This window comes from Mycolicibacterium frederiksbergense, assembly GCF_012223425.1.
Lineage (GTDB): Bacteria > Actinomycetota > Actinomycetes > Mycobacteriales > Mycobacteriaceae > Mycobacterium > Mycobacterium frederiksbergense.
Map to the genome: position 1 here is coordinate 5,743,889 of NZ_CP038799.1, position 23,949 is coordinate 5,767,837.

The 23,949-nt window shown below is 67.8% G+C and carries 19 protein-coding genes; 4 read left to right on the plus strand and 15 right to left on the minus strand.

The genetic code is table 11. The features are described 5' to 3' along the window. Window positions 1-7 precede the first annotated feature (7 nt). From EXE63_RS30715 to EXE63_RS30725, 3 genes are read right to left on the minus strand one after another with little or no spacing between them, the layout of a single operon-like run. Window positions 8-1,312: a Mur ligase family protein gene (locus EXE63_RS30715; protein ID WP_168145085.1), complete on the minus strand. Its 1,305-nt coding sequence runs from the start codon at window positions 1,310-1,312 to the stop codon at window positions 8-10. Further along, a complete protein-coding gene (locus tag EXE63_RS30720) occupies window positions 1,305-2,636 on the minus strand; it encodes a MurL-like N-terminal domain-containing (RefSeq protein WP_168145086.1) in 1,332 nt (443 codons plus the stop codon). Before EXE63_RS30720 ends, EXE63_RS30715 begins: the two co-directional genes overlap by 8 nt. Next, window positions 2,633-3,388 (minus strand): aminotransferase class IV, encoded by a 756-nt coding sequence (locus EXE63_RS30725; RefSeq protein ID WP_168145087.1) that lies wholly within the window; start codon window positions 3,386-3,388, stop codon window positions 2,633-2,635. Before EXE63_RS30725 ends, EXE63_RS30720 begins: the two co-directional genes overlap by 4 nt. Window positions 3,389-3,439: 51 nt before the next feature. On the opposite strand from EXE63_RS30725, the gene EXE63_RS30730 reads away from it, so the two are divergent. Beyond that, entirely contained in the window at window positions 3,440-3,910 is a 471-nt protein-coding gene (locus tag EXE63_RS30730; protein ID WP_372513217.1) for a GNAT family N-acetyltransferase, read from the plus strand. On the opposite strand, the gene EXE63_RS30735 is transcribed toward EXE63_RS30730, so the two are convergent. The 7 genes from EXE63_RS30735 to EXE63_RS30765 form a co-directional block, all read right to left on the minus strand. Next, window positions 3,885-4,388, minus strand: a complete 504-nt coding sequence (locus EXE63_RS30735; protein WP_168145089.1) for a PH domain-containing protein — start codon at window positions 4,386-4,388, stop codon at window positions 3,885-3,887. The two genes, EXE63_RS30730 and EXE63_RS30735, sit on opposite strands and share 26 nt — an antisense overlap. Continuing rightward, window positions 4,385-4,864, minus strand: a complete 480-nt coding sequence (gene ribH, locus EXE63_RS30740; protein ID WP_168145090.1) for a 6,7-dimethyl-8-ribityllumazine synthase — start codon at window positions 4,862-4,864, stop codon at window positions 4,385-4,387. The genes EXE63_RS30735 and ribH overlap by 4 nt, the downstream gene beginning before the upstream one ends. Further along, on the minus strand, window positions 4,861-6,132 hold the full coding sequence (locus tag EXE63_RS30745; protein ID WP_105365103.1) for a bifunctional 3,4-dihydroxy-2-butanone-4-phosphate synthase/GTP cyclohydrolase II: 1,272 nt from the start codon (window positions 6,130-6,132) through the stop codon (window positions 4,861-4,863). Before EXE63_RS30745 ends, ribH begins: the two co-directional genes overlap by 4 nt. 151 nt (window positions 6,133-6,283) lie before the next feature. Further along, a complete protein-coding gene (locus EXE63_RS30750) occupies window positions 6,284-7,912 on the minus strand; it encodes a hypothetical protein (RefSeq protein WP_168145091.1) in 1,629 nt (542 codons plus the stop codon). An 81-nt stretch (window positions 7,913-7,993) separates the two neighbouring features. Continuing rightward, window positions 7,994-8,659 (minus strand): hypothetical protein, encoded by a 666-nt coding sequence (locus EXE63_RS30755; protein ID WP_168145092.1) that lies wholly within the window; start codon window positions 8,657-8,659, stop codon window positions 7,994-7,996. A 43-nt stretch (window positions 8,660-8,702) separates the two neighbouring features. Continuing rightward, window positions 8,703-13,367 (minus strand): cadherin-like domain-containing protein, encoded by a 4,665-nt coding sequence (locus EXE63_RS30760; protein ID WP_168145093.1) that lies wholly within the window; start codon window positions 13,365-13,367, stop codon window positions 8,703-8,705. Between the two features lie 631 nt (window positions 13,368-13,998). Then, window positions 13,999-14,595 (minus strand): riboflavin synthase, encoded by a 597-nt coding sequence (locus EXE63_RS30765; protein ID WP_168145094.1) that lies wholly within the window; start codon window positions 14,593-14,595, stop codon window positions 13,999-14,001. 76 nt (window positions 14,596-14,671) lie between these two features. Here EXE63_RS30765 and EXE63_RS30770 point away from each other — a divergent pair, with 76 nt between their 5' ends. From EXE63_RS30770 to EXE63_RS30780, 3 genes are read left to right on the plus strand one after another with little or no spacing between them, the layout of a single operon-like run. Further along, on the plus strand, window positions 14,672-15,382 hold the full coding sequence (locus EXE63_RS30770; RefSeq protein ID WP_168145095.1) for an LppX_LprAFG lipoprotein: 711 nt from the start codon (window positions 14,672-14,674) through the stop codon (window positions 15,380-15,382). Next, window positions 15,382-16,974: an MFS transporter gene (locus EXE63_RS30775; RefSeq protein ID WP_168145096.1), complete on the plus strand. Its 1,593-nt coding sequence runs from the start codon at window positions 15,382-15,384 to the stop codon at window positions 16,972-16,974. Before EXE63_RS30770 ends, EXE63_RS30775 begins: the two co-directional genes overlap by 1 nt. 18 nt (window positions 16,975-16,992) lie before the next feature. Beyond that, on the plus strand, window positions 16,993-18,231 hold the full coding sequence (locus EXE63_RS30780; RefSeq protein WP_168145097.1) for a hypothetical protein: 1,239 nt from the start codon (window positions 16,993-16,995) through the stop codon (window positions 18,229-18,231). Here EXE63_RS30780 and EXE63_RS30785 read toward each other — a convergent pair. Genes EXE63_RS30785 through EXE63_RS30805 form a run of 5 tightly spaced genes read right to left on the minus strand, consistent with a single transcriptional unit; the run spans window position 18,228 to window position 23,946 of the window. Then, window positions 18,228-19,466, minus strand: coding sequence for a glycosyltransferase family 2 protein (locus EXE63_RS30785; RefSeq protein WP_168145868.1), 1,239 nt, complete (start codon window positions 19,464-19,466; stop codon window positions 18,228-18,230). The two genes, EXE63_RS30780 and EXE63_RS30785, sit on opposite strands and share 4 nt — an antisense overlap. Window positions 19,467-19,492: 26 nt before the next feature. Continuing rightward, entirely contained in the window at window positions 19,493-20,293 is an 801-nt protein-coding gene (locus tag EXE63_RS30790; RefSeq protein ID WP_168145098.1) for a glycoside hydrolase family 16 protein, read from the minus strand. Further along, window positions 20,290-20,817, minus strand: coding sequence for a hypothetical protein (locus EXE63_RS30795; RefSeq protein WP_168145099.1), 528 nt, complete (start codon window positions 20,815-20,817; stop codon window positions 20,290-20,292). Before EXE63_RS30795 ends, EXE63_RS30790 begins: the two co-directional genes overlap by 4 nt. Beyond that, a complete protein-coding gene (locus EXE63_RS30800) occupies window positions 20,814-21,758 on the minus strand; it encodes a glycosyltransferase family 2 protein (protein ID WP_234904333.1) in 945 nt (314 codons plus the stop codon). Before EXE63_RS30800 ends, EXE63_RS30795 begins: the two co-directional genes overlap by 4 nt. Next, window positions 21,751-23,946: a hypothetical protein gene (locus EXE63_RS30805; protein ID WP_168145100.1), complete on the minus strand. Its 2,196-nt coding sequence runs from the start codon at window positions 23,944-23,946 to the stop codon at window positions 21,751-21,753. The genes EXE63_RS30800 and EXE63_RS30805 overlap by 8 nt, the downstream gene beginning before the upstream one ends. Between the last annotated feature and the right edge of the window lie 3 nt (window positions 23,947-23,949).

Sequence of the window (23,949 nt, forward strand, 5' to 3'; positions counted from 1 at the left end):
GTCCAGGTTAGAGCGTGTCTATGACGTCGATATACCCGCAGTACACGGCGGCTTTTTCTTCGTAGTTGCGGAAGATGTCGTAGCTTGCGGCCCCCGGGGACAGCAACACCACGTCGACGCCGGGGACCGCGGCGGCCACCCGGACCGCGTCTTCCAGGCTGTCCACCGGGTGCGTGCGATCGGGATATGCCGCGGCGAATCCGGTTCCGATACGCGCACCGTTGGTCGGGCCCTGGATGAGGGTGACCCGGCGCCGGCGGCTGCACAGGTACGCGTCGAGTTGCCGGTAATCCAGCGCCCGGTCCATGCCGCCGACGATCAGCGCGATCTCCTCATCGGATCGCATCGCGGTCAGCGCCGCCACCACCGCCTCCCCGGTGGTGGCCAGCGTGTCGTCGATCCAGCGGACACCACCGGTGCGCCGGACGGTCTGCAGCCGGTGCGGCAGACCGGTGAACGTGGCGGCCGCGGCATCCACCTCTGCCGCGGTCACCGGGCGTCCGAGCACCTGCTCGGCGGCCAGCGCCGCCAGCGCGGCGTTGACGGCGTTGTGCGCGTAGGACAGCACAGAATCCCCCGCCGGTGTCCTGACCGCGGCGGGGTCCAGTTCACGCAGCGGGGGAAAATCCGAGATGCCGATGCGCCGAAGCGATTCGACGACACCGGGTGTCGTGACAAGGCAGCGGGTAGCGGCGCCGAACACGTGGGATTTCGCCTCGTAGTAGGCGGTGATGTCGCCGTGGAAGTCCAGATGATCCTGGAACAGGTTGGTGATCACCGCCACCGCGGGCGGCGTGCGCAACAGTGCGCACTGCTGACTCGACAGCTCGGCCACCACCCATTCGCCTGCGGCCCCCGAAAGATCCGGCTCTGCCAGGTCCGACAGCGGTGTGCCGATATTGCCCGCCGCCACCGCGGGCACGCCCAGCCCGGCCAGCAGATGCGCCAGGAACGCGGCGGTGGTGCTCTTGCCCTTGGTACCGGTGATCCCCACGGTGCGCGAGCCGCGGCGCGCCATGAACCAGTCTGCGGCATTCGACACCACCGGCCCGCTGTCACGCATCTGCGCGAACACCGGGTGCCGCCAGGGCACACCGGGGCTGACAAACACGATATCGGTGTCGCGCAGCCGTTCCGGGGCGTCGGGACCGTTGCTGACCGTCAGATTGGGGATGCCGGCCGTGTCGATGCCGGCGCGATCGTCGACCGCGACGATGCGGGCGGCCCCCTGGGCGGCGGCGGTGCGGGCCATGGACAGCCCCTCCTTGCCGAGCCCCCAGATTCCGACGACCCGTCCGGCCAGCTCAGTCATCGACCGGCTTCGTCTCGAGCAGGTTGGCATAACGCTCGGGCACATGATGTTCGGCCGGCGAAGGATCCGGGTCGACAGCGACCACCGCCAGTTGCGCGCGCTGCTCCGCAAAATCGTCGACCAGTTCCAGGCCCTGCCACTGCGGGTCGTCGATCACCGCGAGCATGGCCTCGGCGGCCTCGTGGTACTCCCCCACGCATTCGAACGGCTTGTGCACCCCGATACCGAGGATGTCGGCCATACCGTCCCGATTCCCGGTGTCGGCGAACAGGTTACGGCCGAAGATCTGCTCCAGCGTGGGCCGGCCCAGTCGCGGCGCCAGCAGCACGAAGACGAACTGGCATTTCGGGCAGTGCCCACACCAGGAACTGGCGCGCCGGCTCGGATCCAGCGCGAACAGCCGGTTGCAACTGGTGAAGACGCCGAAATACTCTCCACTGGTGGCGAATCGGTCGGCGATCTGGGATTCCGACAGCCCGCGCAGCAGGGAGAAGTAACGGTCCGGGTTGAATCCGTGGCGCGCCAGGGTGTCCCGCAACAGCGTCTCGTACGCCAGGCTCTTGGACCACTGGTGGTTGATATCGCGGCCGAGCCACTCGACGTTGCCGACATTGGAGGACCGCTCGTTGGACAGCACCACCGGACCGAAACCGCCTGCGTCGGCCACGATCAGCCCGATCACGCTGTTGATCGCGGTCACCGGCACATGCCCGTTGTAGGCGCCCTCGGCGTTGGCCTGGATGAGCCGGCGGTCGATGCGGCGGCGTACGTGCACACTGTCGAAACCGCTCACCTCGATGCACCGGTCGATGGGGTCATACCGGTTCACACTGAACAACATCGGCGCCACGCCGTGCCGACGGAACGCCTCGATGCTGACCACCGAGTCCTTCCCGCCGCCGACGGGAACCAGCGGGGTCGCCGCCGGATCCCAGTCGTCACCATCGCGGGGCCCCTCGGTCGCCGCCGGACCGTCGATCTCGGGGGTCAGCGCAGCGGGCAGCTGGTTGGTGTACGCGAACTCACCCAGACCGCCCTCGATGAGCTCGCTCAGGTATCTCTTTTCGAAGTCGTGTGTGGGGAAAGCGATCTCGATCCGGGCCGGGGCCGCCGCCTTATAGTAGCTCAGCGAGCAGGTGAGCGTCAGCAGCCGGGCCAGCACCGGGTCCGGGGCGGCGCCGATGTCACCGAAATCGATCACCTCGGTGAAGCTGACCGGATCCGGACCGCGCAGCGTGTAGTGCAGCTCGAGTCGGCCGTCGACCCAGTCGTTGCCATCGATCACCAAGGCGTCGAAGGATTCCGGACGGAATGACTCACTCATGTCGGCGCCACCTCGAAACGACGGGCGCCGATGGCGCTGACGGGATGGGTCTCGAAACGCGGTGACACCCAGTGGGCACGGGCGGCGCCCGAGACCGGGACGGGCGCATCCGAATAGCGCACGCCGTCCAGCAGACCGGCGGCCCGCAGCAACTCCAGTCTGTCGGCGCCGGTGCCGACGGCACCGGCGGCGGTGTCGAAGACCAACGCGCCGAGTCGCGGAGGGTGCACCAGTTCGCCGTCGGCGAACACCTCGTCGACGTAACCGGCGGCCCGCAGCTCGCGTTCGGCGAGATCGGCCTCGGCCTGACTGCCGGTGCGCCCCGCCATCTGGCGCCAGTGCGGCGGCGGCCCTTCTTCTCGGCGCGAGGTGACGGTCAGCGCCACCGGCTCGGACCGGACCGGGTCGATCACCGACGCGGACACCACGAACCGGGACTGCCCGTCGACCTCGGCGACCATTACCCGCGCCGCCAGGGTGACCTGCCCGTGCCGGGCGGTCGCCTCGTCGAGGAAGCCCGCCACGGTGTCACGCAGCGTCGTGATCGGCGGGATGTCGATGCCGAAGAAGCGGGCCGTTTCGTCCAGTCGCGCCCAGATCAGCCCGGTGCCGGGCTCGCGGCCACTGACCAGCGGCACGGTGAGCGCCGGTTGGGTGCCCAACGCCGCAACCAGGGCGGGTGCGCAGACGAGTGGCGCGTCGCTTTCGGCGATGCCGCCGGCCGACGTCGACACGAATTCCAAGGTACTCATCGACTTGCCGATCCTACCGCAGCCAGCAGCGGCGATACTGATGCGATGGGGATGGCGCAGGCGCGGATAGCGCGGCTGACGGAGACGGACTGGCGGGCCTTCGCGGGCGTGCGGCTTCGCGCCCTCACCGACTCGCTGGGCGCCGAGGACCCGCAGTACCGGCACGAGTCCACCTTCACCGCGGCGCAGTGGCGCCGCCGGCTGCGCGCCCACGCGCAGTTCGCCGCCGTCGTCGACGGCCGCCCTGTCGGCCTGATCGGCGCGCAACGCCAGAGCCCGGAGGCGGTGTATCTGTACTCGCTGTGGCTGGATCCCGCGGCCCGCGGGCGCGGACTGGGGCGCACGCTGGTCGCCGAGGCGGTGGATTGGGCCCGCAATCAGCGGGTGCAACGGGTGACGCTGCGGGTGCACGCCGCCAACGAGGCGGCACGCGCCGTCTACGACAGCCTGGGGTTCACCGTCAGTGCCGGCGACACCGCCGGGACCGTCGGTGAGATCACGATGATGCTGAATGTGAATTGAGGTCGGGGCGGTAGCGATCCATCAGCGCTCGCAACCGGTCCATCGCCTGCACCGCGCGGTCCTTGTCGACCGCCTGGATCGCCATGATCGCGGTGTACTCGTCATCGGGCAGGTCGACCCTGGCCCACCGCGCGCCCACCGGAAATGACACGTCGACCACATCGGACCACGGGATCAGCTTGTACGCCAACGCATTGCGCACCGAGATTCCCGCCGCTCCCGCACGCAGCCGCGGGCGGGCCAGCAACAGGGTCACACTTGCGATGGTGATCCCGACCAGTGCGATGCCGACCTGGTCTGCGGTGCGGAACACCACACCGCTGGAACCGACCTTCAGCAGGAAACCGACACCGATGTGGGCGGCCGCAATCAGGAAAGCCGCCCCGTAGACGAAGTACGGCGTCAGGTGCGGCCTGACCTCCAGCTCCCATGTCACATTTCCCGGGTCGCTCCGCTCCCCGCCGGAGTCCCTGCTCATGACGCCAGGTCGCGTAGCACCAGTGCGGTCGACAGGGCCGCGGCGGCGGCCTGGGCGCCCTTGTCCTCGCTGGAACGCGGCAGTCCGGCGCGGTCGAACGCCTGCTGCTCGGTATTGGTGGTCAGCACCCCGTTGGCCACCGGCGTCGCGAGATCCAGCGACACCCGGGTGAGCCCCTGGGTGACCGCGTCACAGACATAGTCGAAATGCGGTGTCTCGCCGCGGATCACCACACCGAGGGCCACCACCGCGTCGTACTTTCCGGCCAGCGCCTGCGCGACGACCGGGATCTCGATCGCGCCGTGCACGCGCACCACGGCGGGATCGGTCACGCCCAGCCGTTTGGCTGCCCGCAACGCCCCGTCGAGCAGGGCGTCGCAGATCTGAGCGTGCCAGGTGCTCACGACGATGCCCAACGACACCGAGGAGGCATCGATATCGGGCAGGTCGGGAACCGCCCCGGCCGCGCCGCTCATCGGGCGCCACCGAGTTCACCGGGGGCCACCTCGTCGTAATCCTCGAGGCCGGTCAGGTCATGGCCCATCCGGTCGCGCTTGGTCATCAGGTAGCGGATGTTCTCGGCGTTGGCACGCACCGGCAGCGGCACCCGCTCGGTGATGTGCAGGCCGTAGCCGTCCAGCCCGACGCGCTTGGCCGGGTTGTTGGTGAGCAGACGCATCGATCGCACGCCGAGGTCGACCAGGATCTGCGCACCGATACCGTAGTCACGCGAATCGGCGGGCAACCCCAGCTCCAGGTTGGCGTCCACGGTGTCTGCACCCGCATCCTGCAGCTGATAGGCCTGCAGTTTGTGCAGCAGACCGATCCCCCGGCCCTCGTGGCCGCGCATGTACAGCACGATCCCGCGGCCTTCCTGGGCCACCATGGCCATCGCGGCGTCCAGTTGCGGACCGCAGTCGCAGCGGCGTGACCCGAACACATCGCCGGTCAGGCATTCGGAATGCACCCGGACCAGGACGTCGTGACCGTCGAACTCCGGTCCGGAGATGTCCCCGCGCACCAGGGCGACGTGTTCGACATCCTCGTAGATCGACGTGTAGCCGACCGCCCGGAACTCGCCGTGCCGGGTCGGGATCCGGGCCTCGGCGATCCGCTCGATGTGCTTTTCGTGCTTGCGGCGCCATTCGATGAGATCGGCGATGGAGATGAGCGCCAGGTCATGATCGTCGGCGAACACCCGCAGCTCATCGGTCTGCGCCATGGCGCCTTCGTCCTTCTGGCTGACGATCTCGCAGATGGCGCCCGCCGGCTGCAGACCGGCCAGGCGGGCCAGGTCGACCGCGGCCTCGGTGTGGCCGGGGCGACGGAGCACGCCGCCGTCCTTGGCGCGCAGCGGCACCACATGGCCGGGTTTGGTGAAGTCTTCGGCGATGGCCGCCGGGTCGGCGAGCGCACGCATGGTGGTGGCGCGGTCGGAGGCCGAGATGCCGGTGCCGACGCCCTTCTTGGCATCGACGGTGACCGTGTATGCGGTGCCGTGCTTGTCCTGGTTCACCGCGTACATCGGCAGCAACCCGAGCCGGTCGCAGACCGCGCCGTCCAGCGGCACACACAGATATCCGGAGGTGTAGCGGACCATGAAGGCGACCAGCTCAGGGGTGGCCTTCTCGGCCGCGAAGATCAGATCGCCCTCGTTCTCGCGGTCCTCGTCGTCGATGACCACGACTGCCTTGCCCGCCGCGATGTCGGCCACCGCCCGTTCGACGGAATCCAGCCTTGTCATCTTGTGCCACCTTCATCAGATTCGTGAGCGTCGACCTGTGCGCACGCGCGGGTAGGCCGGTCCCATCAGTATGAACCACGAGCCCTCCACAGTTATTGCCCGCCGGTCCCAGAGGGGGCCAGCGGGCAATCGGGCGGGGGTTCGGGGCGATCTAGAACAGGTATTCGGCGGTCACGGCCGCGGGCGTCCCATCGGCCTTGAGGTGCCCGTCGTAGAAGGTGATCGTGAATCTCTCGCTGGGGTACCAGGTGCCTGCCGGTACCGATGTCGATTCGTAGTGCACGGTGAACGCGCCGACCCGGTTGCGGCTCACCGACACCACGCCGGTGGGGTTGCGCTGGGTGATGCTGTAGGTGATGTCGTCACCGTCGACGTCGACGACGCTGGTGGTCCAGTCGCCGGTCCTGAGGCCACGGGTGCGGCCACTACCGCCGGTCGTGCCCTGCGTCGGAGTGCTGTTGTACGGGTGCAGCTGCACGGTCACCAGAACCGGGGTGCGGCGCCCGTCGGCGTGCTCGGCGAGGACGGAGAAGGTGTCGGCCTTGTCCGCGGCCAGCGCGTCGACCGCGGCGGCGCCGTGACCCACCCCGAGGTTCTGCGCGCTGGAGTAGGTGAAGGTGCCGTCCGCGGCGATGTAGGCCGAGCTGCCCCTGGTCGACAGCACGGTGCCGCTGGTGAAGCGTTCGGCGCCGGGAGCGGCGATCATGCCCCTGGTGGTCTGGTCGCCCATACCGTTGACCGTCGACTCGAACACGACCACCGTCGCGGCGACCGGGGCGACGGTCGTCAGGGGCGGACACACCGCAACGGCCGCCACGGTGATCGAGCGGCCGTAGTCGTCGGTGCCGACGATGGTGAAGCTGTCGGCGGCGGTGATGCCGTGCCCGAGCCCGGGGGTCCGCGTGTAGACGTAGGAACCGTTGCGGTCCACCTGCACGGTGCCCTTGCGGGGCCCGGTGCCCACACGGAACGACAACGGACCGTCCTCGCTGACCGCCAGCCTGCCGCACTGGACATCGGGTGCGGTGCTGACGGTTTCCACACCGATCGTCAGGTGTGCCAGTGGATTCACCGTCACGTCGGCGGAACCGCCGAGGGTGTTGGTCACCGTCACCGTGAACGTGTCGGTGTCCAGGCCCGGGATGGTGGCCTGCGAGATCGTCGGGACGAAGACGAAATGGCCGGTCGCCGGATCCAGCTGCACCAGTCCGCCCTTGCGCGAGTATGCCGATTCGTCGGTGGAACCGGCGGGGTTCGATGAGTTCGCCAGGCTGTACACCAGGGTGCCCCCGTCGCGGGCGGCGCCCTGGATATGGCCGGTGACAACGCCATTGGCATCCGGAAGCCGCAGGACCGGAGTACCGATCGGCGCTACCTCGGCGGTGAGGATCTCCACCGTCACCGGCACATCGGTGGCGCCACCGTACAGATCGGTGACGGTGACATCGAAGGTGTCCACCCTGTCGTCCAGATCGGCACTCGACGTGGCCAGCAGCCGCGCCTGATCCGACGGGGTGTAGCTGAACCGCCCGGACAGCGCGCCCACCGAGACCAGCCCACCCTTGGCGGTGGTGAACAGCACCGGGCCGTAGCTGAGCGCCCCGGTGTTGCGGCTGATCACCGCGCCGGCCACTGTTCCGTTGGGCCTCTTGGGGTCACCGACCTCGGCGAACGCGGTCGGCGGCGTTTCGGCGTGCACCACCATGTCCACCACGTGTGAATGCGTGGCGAACGTGGTGGGCGCCTCAAGGTGGGTGCCGATATCGGGTCCGAGGTTCACCGCGATCGACGAGTCGAAGCTGCCGCGGCGAATGTCATCGATGGTGATGGTGCAGATCTCCTTCTATCAGCTGAATTCGGCTCAGTAGGTGTAGGTGCGGTCGGTGTGGAGCCCGTGCGGGTCCGTCACCCGCAGCACCACGCTGCCGGCCGGTCCCCTGTTGAAGTAACCGCCTCCGCAGGACGTGAACGTCAGGGTGTGGTCACCGGCCGGTCCGACGCTGAGTGCGGACGTGCCACCCGATGTCGAGAGGATGGTCACGGATCCGCTGTCGATGGTGATCGGGGACCACTGCACCTGTTTGGCGCCGAGCATGGTGTTGGTCTTCAGGCCACCGCTGGGCGGCGCCGTACCGTCGGCGCAGGCCCGGCTGCCTGGTGCCGCTCCGCCGACCGGGACGTGCGCGGCGATGATCTCGACAACGACGTGTGCCTCGGCCCGGGTGCCGTGGGCGTCGATGACGTCGACGGTGAACGTATCGACCTTGTCCCGATAACTCGTACTCGTGCGGGAGACCTGCCGGGCCGCCACCGACGGGGAGTAGGTGAAGCGTCCGGTCCGGGGATCGACCGCAACGAGGCCACCCTTGGCGGTGCTGGACTGCTCCGGCCCGAAGCGCACCGCCCGGTCGCGCTGCTCGACGATCCGAACCGACCCGCGCACCAGACCTGTCTGCCGGTCCGGATCGCTGAGATCGACCCACGGCTCCACCGGGGCCGGGCTGCGAGACAGGCCGTCGATCGTCATGGTACGAATCTCTCTGCGTGAGTTCGAGTCTCGGCCGCTAGGTCTACCAGGTCTTCGTCACGGTGGCCGGAGTGCCGGTGACCACGCCGTTGACGACAACGTAGTAGCCGTCGGTGACGGTGAGCCGGTTGCCGCCCCACAGCGTGCTGGTGGCCAGGCCCCGTCCGCCGAAGGTGAAGCTCGACCCGTTGTGGCTGAACGTCAGGGAGTCGCCGTCATCGTCGTCGACGTTGATGAACGTGACGTTGAGGATCTTGGTGCCGCCGGAGATGGTCGGGGCCTTGTTGATCGCGTAGATCGACACCGACACCGAGTAGGTGGTGCTGCCGCCGAACCCGTCCACCGCGGTGGCCGAGAAGGAGTCGGCGACGGCGCTTCCCGAGGCACCGATCTTGGCCGCCCCGTGGTAGTACGAGTAGCCCTCGTCGATGGTGTAGGTGAAGGTGCCGTTGGCATTGACCACCACGGTGCCGCCGTTGGCCGTGGAGAACGAGCCCGCCGTGAACGTCACGGTGTCGCCATCGGCGTCGGTGGCCTTCAACGTGCCGGTGGTGGTCTGCTTCAGGGTGCCGATACCGAGGATCCTGTTGTCATCGATCGACGAGCCGGTGAAGACCGTGGTGCCGGCCACCGGTGCGGCGTTGGTCACCGTCGGGGTGACATTCACCGTCGCGATGATCACCGAGTTGCCGTCGGCGTCGGTGGCCCTGATGGTGAATGTGTCGCCCGGCGTCTGGGTGTGGCCCAGCGCACCGTTGCGGGTGTAGGTGAACGCACCCGTGGCGGACACCGTCACCGTGCCCTTGGTCCCCTGTCCGCCCACGCTGTAGGTCAGCCCGGTGTTGCCGGCGGTGTTCAACTGTCCGGTAACCACATTGGCCGTCGAGGTGTTGACATTCGTGGTCGGTGACGGCGTGCCGAGCCCGGTCAGGCTGATGGTGGCCGTCGAGACACCACCGTGGCCGTCGTTGACCTGGACCTGGAACGAATCCGTGGTCTTGCCCGCGGTCGGGATGTAGGTGAACGAGTTGCCGCTGAACCGGATGATGCCGCCGTTGGCGGTGGACGCGGTCCCGTTGCTTCCGCCGATCAGGGTGTAGGTCAGCGAGTCACCGTCATCGTCGGAACCGCTGATCGTGCCGCGCACCACACCCAGTGCGTCGGTGGTCTTGCCGCCCACCGACACGCTCGAGGACGGTGCGTCATTCAGCTTCTCGATCGGGATGGACACCACGATGGTCGAGCTGGCGCCGAAGGAGTCGGTGACCGTGATGCTGAAGGTGTCGTTCGCGACGTTGCCGGAGGCTCCGGTGGCCGCCGCATCGTGGTAGTAGGACCGGAACTTGCCGATGCGGTAGGTGAACGATCCGTCCGAGGACACGTACACCAGGCCGCCGTTGGTGGTCGACTTCCCCAACGGTGTCGTTTGGTAGTCCAGCGCGTCGCCGTCCGCGTCGACCGCGTTGATGTTGCCCTTGGATTCCTGCCAGTACACGCCCAGCACGTTGGTCACATCGGACTCGGTGATGGTGGTTGATCCGGGGGCCGGCGCGGCGTTGGAGATGATCGGGGTGACGGTGACGGTGGCGACCGTGATGGTCAGCCCGTAGGCCGTGCCGATGATGTCGAAGGTGTCGCTGCTTCCGCCCACATGCCCGGTTGAGGTCCGGGTGTAGGTGTAGGTCACGCCGTCGAACGTCACGGTGCCGTGGCTCGCGCCGCTCCCGGTGAACGAGTTGAACAGCCCGTTGTTGGCCGACGATCCCAGGCCGACCGTGCCGGTCACGACACCGGGCGCCCCGTTGGTCTTCGTCACGGTGACGCCGTCCAGCGACGGGGTCGGGGCGATGACGGCACCCAGGCCGACGAGCACGTTCGTGGTTCCGCCGCGGCCGTCGTCGACGGTGACGCTGAACGAGTCGTAGTAGCCGAGCGCTCCGCCGAGTCGCGGGATGTAGACGTAGCTGCCGTCCGCGTTGACGTGGGCGATGCCGCCCCCGTCGGTGTAGGCGGTGCTCGCGCCGTTGGAACCGGTGATCGAGTACGTCAGCGGATCATCGTCGAGGTTGATGACACCGGTGATCTGGCCGCGCACCACGCCGTTGCTGTCGGCGATGATGTTGGACGCCACACCGCCGGCCGGCGGCAGGTTCCACTGCGGGATCGTCACGCTGACCAGCACGTCGACACTGGCGCCTGCGGGATCGGTGACCGTGATGGTGAAGGTGTCGATCTTGTCGGCGGCCGACGCGCCGCTCGCACTGGCGGCATTCCGCGCTGCGATCGAGGCGGTGTAGATGTAGTCGCCGGTCAGGCCGTTCACCAGGACCGAGCCCTTGTCGGTGGTGATGACGAGCGGGGTGTAGGTGTGGATGAGGTCATCGTCGGTGGTGACGATCGTGCCCGTCACCGTGCCGAGAAGGCTGCTGCTGCCGGTGTTCTGGTAGGTCGCCGACGGGGTCTGGTTGACCTGGGTCGAGAGCTGGACGAGGAACGTCGCGCTGTCGCCCGAGAGGAGCCCGCCGTCCCATGCGGTGATGGTCACCAGATCGGTGGTGATCGCCAGCGGCAGCGACGCGGCATGCGGGTTGTAGGGCGTATAGGTGAACGTGTAGGTCACCCCGTCCGCTGCCGGCGTCGGATCCACCGCGATGGTTCCCAGCAAGCCCACACTGGTGAACGTCAAAGTGTCGCCGTTGTCATCGCGAACCTGGAACGTGCCGGTGAGCACACCGGTCGTGTGGTCGGTATGGGTGATGGTCGGGGTCGACTCGAAGACCGGTGCCACGTTGATCTGGGCGATGGTGACCGTGATCGAGACCTGGACGGTGCCGCCGTGCCCATCATCGGCCGTGACGGTGAAGGTGTCCGTCCCGCCCTGCGCGCGCGCCTGCAAGGACGGCAGATAGGTGTAGCCGAGCCCGGTCACCGTGACGAGTCCACCGCGGGTGGTCGTCAGGATCCCGGGCGAGAAGGTGACGAGATCGTTGTCGTCATCATCGATGTCGAATCCACCGGCGATCAGGCCGGTCAGCGGATCGGAGATCGCGGGCGGATTCACGGTGACCGTGGGCGCGTTGTTGGCGCCGACGATGTCGACGGTCACGGTGGTCGGCAGCAGCGTGATCCCGCCGCGGCCGTCATTGGCCCAGATGCTGACCAGGTCCTTGTTCAGGCCGAGGGCCGCGGCAAGGTCGCCGGCCGCGGCGTGGCGGGCGGCGTCGTTCGGGGTGTAGGTGAACGTCCCGTCCTCGTTGCGCGTCACGGTGCCGAAAAGTGAGGTGGCCGTGTAGGTCAACTGGTCGCCGTCGGCGTCGGTGGCCTCGGCGACGATGGTGACCTTGCCGGTGTTCCCGTCGGTACCCACCACGGTGGCCTGGCCGGGCGCGGTGAAGACGGGCAGGTTGTTGATGCCCAGACCCGGGTAGCGGAACGAGACGGTGTAGAAGGCGTCATTGCCGTCAGGGGTGAGCGGATGCTCCAAGAAGCCCAGGCTGTCGTTCACCCGGACGGTGAAGGTGACGTCGGTGCCGTTGTTCAGATCCTCCAGCGATGTCGGGACGAAGCTGAAGGTGCCATCCGGGCTCATGGTGATCAGACCGTTGCTGGGCTGACCGCTCAGGCCGACGGAGTAGACGAGCGGGTCGCCGTCCGGGTCGACGCTCTTGAGCTTCCAGGTCAGCGGCAGCGGGCCGGCCGAGATCGTCGGCTCACCCGGCAGCTGGTTGGTGGCCAACCGCTCGTAGCGGGCGTACGCGGCCGTCACGAGAACAAGGGCGCCGAACGTGAACGGCGTGGGTTGGCCCTGCCAGTAGGTGCCCTGCAGGCCGGCGAACAGTGTCATCACCCAGCCGGCGGCGACCTGAGTCGGATTCAGGATCGGGTCGGACTCGTACGCCGGGAAGATCTGGTCGACCCAGCTGGCCAGGCCGTTGATGATGCCCATCAGGGGCGCGAACGCGGGAATCACCGGCGGCTTGGGCACGATGTCGAGATCGATGTCGAGCAGCGCCGAGGCCAGCGCCGTGGGGGTCGGCGACGGATCGGAACCCTTGAGCGCCAGCGAGGAGGCCGACTGATCCGAGGATGGGATCTCGATGACGTCCACAACTGGGCTGGTGTCGGGGGTATTCGGGGTCTCGACGACCTCGGGCTCGACGACCACGGGCTCGACGACCACGGGCTCGACGACCTCGGGCTCGACGACGACGGGCTCGGCGACGACGGGGTCGGTCCCCTCGGGCTCGACGACCTCGGCTCCGGTCGAGCCGGAACCCGTCTCGGTGACCGGCGGCGCGTTTTCTTCACCCTCGCCGGGTCCCTCGACGTCTCCGGCCTCGGTCTCGGGATCGGCTTCAGTTTCGGTTTCGATGCCTGTCTCGGCGACCACGGACTCGTCGTCGACGTCCTCGCCACCGAGGAGGGCGTCTTCCTCATCCTCTTCCGCGATTGCCGCCTGGATGCGGAGCGGGGTCCCGTTACCCGCGCCGGTTTTACCGGACTTCGCGGTCTTGGGTCCGGTCTTGGGTGCTGTGGCGTTGGACGCGCTGCTCTTGTCCGCCGAGGGGCCGGTGGTGGAGGCGCCATCAGAGGTGTCAGCTGTCGCGATGGCCGGCGCGGCGGTGACCGCGAGGCCGAGGAACGCGGCGACAGCGAATTCGCCAGTGCGGATCCTCTTCTTCGCTGACGTCTTCCGATGTGTCGCCATGTTGCTCCTCAACATTCCACCGCTCCGCCGGGCAATCGTTGCCAGAACCGAGCGCACAGTCCTATTGACTGCGCCGTAAGTTAACACGGCCGTTAATAACTGGAAAGTACAAACTGAGGAAATCCTGAGGTGACTTCGCCGGCTGTCCACCGATTAGCTGACACGCGATCACCCGGCTTCACCGGGTCCGGTTCGAAGCTCGCGCCACAGCCGCCCACCAGCCCCGCCTGCCAGCAACGATGCCACGTCGCAAACACCGCCGACGCCGTAGTTCAGCCACGATTCCGACTGCCCGCGAGGCCGGCACGACCGCGCCGGCCCGCCATCAGGGCCGACACCGCTACCTGCACAAATTCTGCCACCTGAGCCGGGCGGCGTGCGATGCAGGTGACCACTCGGCATTAGCGGAATCCCGTTCCGGTGCCGACACCCGACCGCGGCTGCGGATTACGCAGATACTTCCGCAATCAAGTGACTGTCACCGACATTTTCGCAGGCGCTCCGCCGCCCGCACACCTCATCCGGCGCCCCCTCCCGAGGACGAAGATGACACGGTCGGCGAGTCGACACGCCGGGGCGACATCCGTTGCTGATTGTTCGGGGAGCAAAGATCAAACGATCGCCGGGCTCACTACCCGCGGTCGGCCATCAACCGTTCGACATATTTCGCGATGACGTCCACCTCGAGGTTGACCGGTGTGCCGACCGCCGCACCGCCGAGCGTCGTCATGGACAGCGTGGTCGGAATCAAGGACACCTCGAACCAGTCGTCCCCGAGTCCGGAGACCGTCAGCGAGATGCCGTCGACGGTGATCGAGCCCTTCTCCACGACGTAGCGGGCCAGCTCGCCGGGCAGCGAGATCCGGACGACCTCCCAGTTCTCCGAAGGGGTTCGGGCGATCACCTCGCCGGTGCCGTCCACGTGGCCCTGCACGATATGACCGCCGAGACGGCTGTTGACCGCTGCGGCGCGCTCCAGATTGACCTGGCTGCCGACATGCACCGCGCGCAGGCTGGACCTGTTGAGCGTCTCGGCCATCACATCGGCGGTGAACGCACCGTCCGGACGCACCTCCACGACCGTCAGACAGACACCGTTGACCGCAATGGAGTCGCCATGACCTGCGTCGGAGGTCACCACGGGCCCGCGGATCACGAACCTCGCGGCATCCGAGAGGTCCTCTTTACCGACGATTTCGCCGAGCTCTTCCACGATTCCGGTGAACATGGCTAAAGATTAGTGCCGTGGCTGCCACGTCCCCGTAGCTCGGGGGCACTCGGGCAGACCCACTACGATGCAGAGCATGCAGACGCGCCCCCGTGCAGTCCGGATCCTTCTTCCCTTCCTCGCCATCCTGGCGGTGGCCGCAGCGCTCGTCGGCTGCGGGTCGAAGACCAACGACGCCCCGCTCCCCGAAGCGGCCACGCTCATCACCGAATCCGCCGAGACCACCCGCAGCGAGCAGAGCGTGCACCTTGAGCTGCTCGTCGGCGGTGAGATCAAGGAACTGCCCATCGCCAGCCTCAGCGGCGATCTGACCAACGCCCCCGCGGTCGCAGCGCAGGGCGAGGCCGACATCATCTTCCTCGGCCAGAAGCTGACCGACGTCGCCTTCGTCGTGGCCGACGGCGATCTGTACGGCGCCATCACCAAGGGCGGCAACATGCAGAACTTCGGTCCTGCCGCCGACATCTATGACGTCTCGGCCATCCTGAACCCGGACACCGGCCTGGCCAACATCCTGGCCAGTTTCTCCGATCCCAAGGCCGAGGGCCGCGAGGCAATCGGCGGTTCCGACGCAGTCAAGATCACCGGCACCGTCAGCGCCGAAGCGGTCAACAAGATCGCCCCGCAGCTCAACCAGAGCGCCCCGGCCCCGGCCACCGCATGGATCCGTGAGGATGGCGACCACCAGCTGGCGCAGGTCCAGATCGCACCATCGGCGGGCAACACCATCACCATGACCCTCACCGACTGGGGCAAGACCGTCACCGTCGCGAAGCCCGGTAGCTGATGACGGCGGCCAACAGCCACCGGGCAGCGGGTTCGGCGGGCACCAACCGGCGCCTGGCCATCAGTGCCGGTGGCCTCGCGGTCACCCTCGGTGCACTCGACACCTACGTCGTCATCACCATCATGACCGACATCATGCGCGATGTCGGCATCCCGATAAATCAGATTCAGCAGGTCACGCCCATCGTGACGAGCTATCTGCTCGGCTACATCGCGGCCATGCCCCTGCTGGGCAAGGCTTCCGACCGGTTCGGGCGCAAGCTGATACTGCAGGCCGGATTGCTCGGATTCATGGTCGGATCGGTGGTCACCGCCCTCGCCGGTGACCTGACCACCCTGGTCATCGGACGCACCATCCTGGGAATCGCCAGTGGCGCCCTGCTTCCGGTCACCCTGGCACTGGCGGCCGATCTCTGGTCGGCCCGCGGGCGCGCCACCGTGCTCGGCGGCATCGGTGCGGCACAGGAACTCGGCAGCGTGCTGGGTCCGCTGTACGGCATCGCGGTCGTATGGGCGCTGAATACCTGGCGTGACATCTTCTGGATCAACATCCCGATGGCCGCCGTCGCGATGGTCATGATCCACTTCAGCGTGCCCTCCCGGGACCGGGATCAACCACAACAGAAGGTGGACGTCATCGGCGGCCTCCTGCTGGCGATTGCGCTCGGCGCGGCCGTCGTCGGCCTGTACAACCCGGCACCGGACGGCAAGAACCTGTTGCCCAGCTACGGAATTCCGCTGCTGATCGTGGCGGTGCTGACCATGGTCGGGTTCTTCGTCTGGGAAAAGAAGGCCACCACCAGACTGCTGGAGCCGGCCGGGGTGAAGTTCCGCCCGTTCCTGGCCTCGCTGGCCGCGTCGTTGACTGCAGGCGCCGCACTGATGGTGACGCTGGTCAACGTCGAACTGTTCGGCCAGGGCGTGCTCGGCATGGACAAGAACGAAGCCGTGGTGTTGCTGCTGCGGTTCCTCATCGCGCTTCCGATCGGTGCGTTGCTCGGCGGCTGGCTGGCCACCCGCATCGGCGATCGGCCCATCGCGGTCGCCGGTCTGCTGATCGCCGCGTTCGGCTACTGGCTGATCTCGCACTGGGATGTCAACGTGCTCTCGGCGCGTCACGATCTCGGGGTGTTCACGCTGCCCGCGTTCGACACCGACCTGGCGCTGGCCGGTTTCGGACTCGGACTCGTGATCGGTCCACTGACCTCCGCGGCGCTACGGGTGGTGCCGGTCGCCGAACACGGCATCGCATCGGCGTCGGTGGTCGTCTCCCGGATGATCGGCATGCTCATCGGTATGGCCGCGTTGTCGGCCTGGGGTCTGTACCGCTTCAACCAGATCCTGCAGTCGCTGCCCGTCGTGGACACCGGCAATCTGCTGGACGCCGGCCGACAGTTGATGGAGAACACCCGGATCGCCTACACCATGCAGTACGGCGAGATATTCGCCATCACCGCGGTGGTGTGTGTCGTCGGTGCCCTGGCATCGCTGATGATCAGCGACCGCAACCACCACGACGAGCACGACGATGACGCAGTCCCGGCAGTGAAAGATGAAGACAGTGCGGCGTTTCCGGCGCCGCCGCCGTCGTAGCCGCGTCGGGGTGACCCCGTGATCGACGGGCACGTCCGGGTGGCGGCCCTCGATATGGTGCACAGCCATCGCCGGTCGGCCGTCGTCGTCGGTCCACTGACGCTTCCGTCGCATGATCAGCTGACCACACGGCTCGATGCGATGACCGCGGCAGGACCGCTCGCCCGCCTGTGCCTGGAGCCCTCGGCGGCAGGTAGCCGGTGGCGCCGAGTGCGCGAGTCTGCCGAACCTCGGGTGTATCCGATTGCTGCGCCCAAAGATTCGGCGACGCTCATCGATCTGCTACAGACCGTGCGCGGCATCGACGACCGCGCTGTCACGCTGGCCACCGCCGGTGACTGGCTGGCGATCGACTTCAGCCACGGGCTTGGTGAGATCCCGCTCATCCACACACTGCTGGACGTGCTGTTCGGTATCACCGATGCACGCGACACCGCGACCTGGCGGCCCTACGCACGCACCCGTTCCCCGCTGGCCGCCGCGGCGGTCGCGACCTTCGGCGCCAACCCGGCCCGGCTGGCGAAACTGCTCGCAGCTCACCGCACCCGAACCGCTACCGCGCCACCCGGTGCGGAAACGCCGGGGCACGGCACGGCGTTCACCCCGACGCCGGCCACCCGGGTGATCGGTCTGGACGCCGGGCAGGTCGCCGAGTTGCGCGCCCTCCGTGATCGGTGCCTGCCCGGGGTGAGCATGGTGGCGGTGTTCACCTGCGCGCTGTGGTCGTCGTTCGAACGGGCCGGAATCGCCGTGGACGATGTGGTGAAGATTCCCTTCGACGTACGCCGATTTCTCCCCGGCGGCCGCGACACGTTGGCCTCGTTCTCGGCCGGCCTCGATTTCGTCATCGACCGCGCCGGCGGCCCGGCGCGCCTGCACCACGAGATGACCGAGGCCGCCACGACCGGCCGGCCGGTGGCGAATCTGTTGGTGGGCACCGCGAAGGCCCGCAGCCGCAGCGGGCGCGGTCCCCACGCGCTACCGGTACCGGCTACGCCGAAACTGCAACTGCTGCACTCGAACCTGGGCTCGCCGCAGTGGAACGGCCCGTGGCCGTTCATCTCTGCGGAGCAGGCCTGCATGCTGGTGGCCAACGATCCCGCGACACCCACCGGGGTGACGGTGACCTCGGTGACCGTGGCGCAGAACCTGTGGTTCACCGCCGAATTCCATCGCTCGGTGTTCGACCCGGACGCGATCAGCACGGCACTGGGTCTGCTCCCCCAGACCGTGACCGATCTCCTCTCGTCCGGCTAACCCGCTCGCCGCATCGGCGACGACCGGCGACCCTGCCGCCGTCCCTGCCACAGTGCCCACGGCCCACCCAGCACCGACAGCACCTCGGTGCGTCCGACCGACCTGGGCACGTCATCGCCGAGATCGACCGGGGGCACCATCACCGCGCCGTAATCAGCACCGGCACGCAGCGAGGACCGGAAGTGTCGGCGCGCCACCCCGAAAGCCAGTCGCCGGTGCTGACGGTCCAGTGTCACCTTGGTCAGCCAGGCGCCGAGGCCCAGCCCGTATCCGCGGGCCTGGACCAACAGCGCCCCGCCATCGCTGCGGTGACGGTGCCACACGATCGCGGCAGGCTCGTTGACCAGGGTGTGCCCGGCCGCCACCAGGCGGAAGAACATGTCGATGTCCTCACCACCCTTGGTCGAGGTGCCGGCGCCGAGCGCCTCGTCGAACCCGCCCATGGCAATGGCGGCACCGCGTGTGATCGCGAAGTTCGCACCGGTGCCGTAGATGCCGACCTGAAACGGGAACAGCGGCAGATCCTTTGGCGGATCGGCCAGTGAGTAGGTACGCGGTGCCAGCGTGGCCGCCCATGACACCCGCTGATCGAAATAGGCCTGCGCCGCGGTGCGCAGCTCGCCGCTGGGCACCATGCCGCACACACAGGACACGTCGTCGGCACGAGCGAATCCGCGGGCCAGCCCGTGCAGCCAGTGGGGGTCCACCACGACATCGTCATCGGTGAACGCCACGATGCCGTGGCGGGCGGCGCGCAGCCCGGCATTGCGCGCATTCGACAGTCCGGCAACGGGTTCGGTCACCCTTCGGACCCGCGGGTCGGCAGCGGAGGCGATGACCCGTGCAGTGGCATCGGTGGTAGGGGCATTGTCGACGACCACGATCTCGAAGTCCGGGTAGTCGATGGTGCGCAGTGAGGCGAGCGCACCGGCCAGGTCGTCCGGTCGGTCACGGGTGCACAGCACGACCGAGATCGGCGGCAGCGAAAGCTCCCCGGCCGGTGCCGGGTCCCGGAGCCGATCCGGAATCCTCAGGGTGACGGCACCGTCCACGATATCGGCTTCGACGAAATCGACCGGATCGGTTCCGTTTCGCAAAAGTATTCGTGCCCTGCGGTATTCGTCCGGCCGATTGATCACGACGGTGACCTGACCATCGTGTTCACCGATGGTGTCGATGTCGAGGGAGCCGATCCAGCGGGCGTGCCCGCCGTCGGGGCTGCCGACGAAGTTCATCACGGGATCGATCCTCAGATCGGCGGTCACAGTTCGGTCACCCTCACCCAATCGACGAGCATGGTGGTCGGGAACGGGGTGGACCCGTCCGCCGGGCCGGGCCAGTTCCCGCCGACCGCCAGATTCAGCAGGAGTTCGAACGGCGCGTCGAAAACCCATGTCGCGCCGTCCGCGAGGTTGAACGGTGTGATGGTCAGCAGGGTGAGATCGTCGACACCGGTGACGATGCGACCCGGTGTGCGTTCCACCCAGTAGGTGCGGAACACACCGGCCAGCGGGAACGGGACCGGACCCGCCGCCGACATCTGCTGGCCACGTTCGGTTCCCGCCTGCGGGGCGTGTACGGCCGAATGCCATTCGGTGGCGTGGTTGAGTGTCTCGATCACGTCGATCTCACCGGCCGCCGGCCACCCGACTTCGTCGAGATTCGCGCCGAGCAGCCAGAAGGCCGGGTGTAGACCCGTTCCGGCCGGAAGGGATATGCGTGCTTCCGCGCGACCGTAGGTGAAGGCGAACGTGTTGGCGGTGCTGATCCGTGCGGAGGTGATCTGACCGCCGGCATCCCGTCGTGCGGTCAGGGCCAGGTGGCCGTTGCCGTCCAGGCTGATGTTGTCGGGGTGGTCGGTGTATATCTGCGATTCATTGTTGCCCCAGCCGCCTCCGCCGGTGGCCACCTGCCAGATTCCGTCGGGCGGACTGCCCGCGGGCCCATCGAACTCAGCGTCCAACAGCACCCGGGGTTGCCCGGAGGCGGTGCCTGTCAGCGCACAGGAGCACACCAGTATGCCGACGAAGAGGAGGGCACCGTATCGCAGCAACGGCCTCATGCCGGCACCCCGTCGGGCGTATCGGTGGGGGCGGGCACGCGCGTACCCGCCGCCCATCCCAGCACGATGACCGACATCAGCACCGGGTAGCTCACCGGCATTGCGGTCACGACGGTGTCCAGCGCGGATGCCTGTCCGCTCACCGATACGAGATGACCGACAAGGGCCGCCGATCCGGCGCCGGCGAGCAGCAGCCGCAGTGGTGCAGGCAGTTTCGTGCCGGTGCCGATCATGAAGATGCCCGTCGCGCCGAGCACGGCGAACGCCGCATCCAGGGTGGCGCGTGTCGCGTGGTCGGCGACGATACCGGTGAGCGCCATGGCGATCCCGGCCGCCGCGAGCAGGGTCGCGGGCGTGCCCGCGACGACTCGCCGGGCGCCCAGCGTCGCCGCCGTCACCGTCATGGCCAGACCGGTCAGGATGAGCGCCGCCGGCCTGACCGCCGGGAACAGCCACTCGGCGAAGAAGGAGATCGCGACGACGCCGGCGGCCGCGATCCGGGGATGGTGCAGCAGTGCGTTCATCGATGGCGCCCCTGATGTGCGGTGACCAGCAGACCTGTCGCGAATCCAGTTGCCGTGTAGAGGAATCCGGCGATCAGCGCGAGCAGTCGGCGCGGATTGCGGCGGGCCTGCCAGGCACCCGAGGTGAGTATGCGGGTGGTGTAGCTGCGTTCGCTGGAGAGCGCGGCCTGCCGACCGGAGATCCGGGACAGTGCGGCCTTGGACCGCCCCTCCTGATAGCAGCGACGGGTGAAATAGCGCAGAGTGGCGCGCTCCGCGGGAACATGATGGGAGACACGGAAAGCGGTGTGCCGGATGATCCGTTGTGCCGGGAACTCGGCGCGCAGCTGAACGCCCATCAGCGTTTCCTCGCAGCCGGTGGGGAGGTCGCCCACCCGGCCGAGTTTCGTCGAGAACCCGTTGATGTGGTGCAGAGCGGTACGCCGTACGGCCATGGCCGCGCCGATCGGGTTGCGGATCTGATCGCCGCAGGCCGGTAGTCCCCGGTAGTCGCACCCGACGACCCAGCCGTACTCTGCGGGGAACCAGTCCGGTGCCGAGCCGGCCTGCCAGTCCGCGTCCACCGCACCGCCGATCGCGACGATGGCCGGGTCGACGAACGCCCGCCGCGCTCCGTCGAGGGCGCCCGCGGTGAGCACCGCGTCATCGTCGATGAACACCACGATCTCGTTGCCGCAACGTCGCACCCCGGTGTTGCGGGCGCCGGACAGCCCCCGTTCACACGTGTTGGGAACGAGGATCACCGAGTCCGGCAGTGCGGTCGACAGATCGTCGAGCAGATCGTCGTTGTGGTCGACGACGACGATGACCTCATCCCCCGTCCCGGCGAGCTGGTTCAGCGCCGATTCGACGACGCGTAGCACCTGCGCCCGGCGGGCCGCGGTGTAGCAGCACACCACGACCGACAGCCGGGTGGCGGTGACCGGCATGGTGTCAGCCACCGTCGGACTCCCCTTCGGCTACGTTCTCGTGGTTGATACTCCGGAACACCAGCGTGGCGCCGTCTTCGTAGAACACCGACCAGTTCGGCGAGTTTCGCAGCGCCTCCTGCAGGATCTCGATCGACTCGGGACGGTAGTCGCCGTAGTAGCGCAGCGCCTTGTTCGACTGCTCGCTGAACATCAGGTACGCCATGTATGCCTCGCGGGTGGCGTTGTCATTGAGGATGTCGATGTCGTTCTCAGCGGGGAAGTTCTTCTTCAGCTCCGCGAGATTCGGATCCTGACCATCCCACAGGTCGTAGGCGATCGTCTCGTCGAAATACGGGTTGAAATACACCACGTCGGCGTAGTCGGCGTTCAGTCGGGTCGGCAATCCGCCGAGGCGCATCATCACCAGTCTGGTGCGCTGATCCGCGTCGGTGGTGATCGAGTCCATCAGATCGACCTGGGCACGGGTCTCCAGCACCATCGGCCACAAAGCGACATAACCGTGCAGCCCGGCGAGTGACACCCCACTCAACCCGAGCACGGCGATCGCCCGGATGGCGGCGGCGCGCGGACCGCACCATTTCCGATCGACGGCAGCCACCACGGCGGGCGCGATCAGGATCGCGCAGCCGAGCAGCGCGTACAGATACACCCGGAAGATGGCCTCGCCGCCGTAGTTCTGCCCCAGCAGCAGGCCGAACGATGAGAAGGCCACGATGGACAGCCCGATCACCGGGCGCTTGCGCCGCCACAACCAGATCGCACTGCCGAAGGCCGTGGCCACCACCGTGAGTGACAGCGCGCGTACCACCGCCGAGGTGAAATCCTTTGCGGGCATACCGGAACTGACGACGTTGCTGGTGGCGTTGCTCACCACGCTGCTTCCGGAGAACATGCCGTAGGGCAGCACCGCCTCCAGGTTCAGCAGCAGGTAACTGCCCACGATCGCCACCATCACCACCGAGATCCACCAGGGCCGGGCGCGCCTGAACACACACAGCCCGCATGCCACCGCGACCGCCCAGAAGGGGGTGAGTTGGTGGGTGGGCACCGTCGCCGCGAACACCACGATGGCCAGCACCCCGCTCGCACGGCTACGTGGCGATGCCAGCAACAGCACGATCATGCCGAAGGCCAACGCCAGAGACCATGCCTGCGGCGAAAAGTATTCCTGCCCCACCCAGTTGAACACCTCGGCCAGGAAGGCCGCGGCGATCGCGGTGCGACGCGAGCGCCCGAGAACCCGCGCCGCGCAGTAGACGGCAAGCGCAATGAGCACATGGATGACCGGGGCGAAGACATGGGCGATGGTGATCGGGGCGATGCCGGTGACATCGCTGAACCACGCGAACATCACGAAGAACGCCGACCATTGCGCGTAGATGTCGGTGCCGTCGGGCGCGATGCGCCCGTTCACCAGGATGTAGTCGACGACCGCGAGATGTTTGTAGGTCCAGTCATAGAGCGGGACCTCGGTGGCCACCACGGTGGTGACCCGGGAAACGATGATGGCCGCACCGACCGCGACCGCCGCCGGAATCAACCGGCGGTCACGCACCGCAACCAGTAACGCCCATGCGCAGACGACGATGCAGACGGCAAGCAACGGTCCCGTCCCGGAGAACAGCAGGCCGTAGTAGCTGGCCTCGACGCCGGGAAGTCCAGGTACGGCAGCCAGCCAGACCCCCAGGGCGAGGGCACTGAGCAGCAGCGAAAGGTGTTCGCGGACAACCGACTGACCAGCCACGGACGAAACGGGGACCGGCCGCCAACGGACACCGGTGGCAGCGGTCAGCGGGGTGTCACGGTGGCGGTAGTACCAGTACGCGCTGCTCCCGCACACCCCGACGATCTGCACCCACAGGATCTCGGGCGGGCTCCATCGATATGACCACATCGCCGCCATCGCCACCAACGTGGTGATCGCCGCGCCCAGTATCGGCACCGTGGACAACACGGCCCGCCGCGGGATACGTACCCAGGTCAGCACCGCTGCGCCGGGACCGATGGCGACGAACACCATCAAGCTGACCGCCCGCACCCCGTCCGGCAGCCCGGTCAGCGCGAGAACACCCGCGGCCGCACCCGCGACCGCGAGATCGGGCTGCCTCAGCCGCAGAACGGGTACCCGGCGCCGGGCGGGTTGAGCCGCCGCGCCGGTCGGAACATGACCGACGCTCGGCTGCAGCGTCGCGGTCATCGC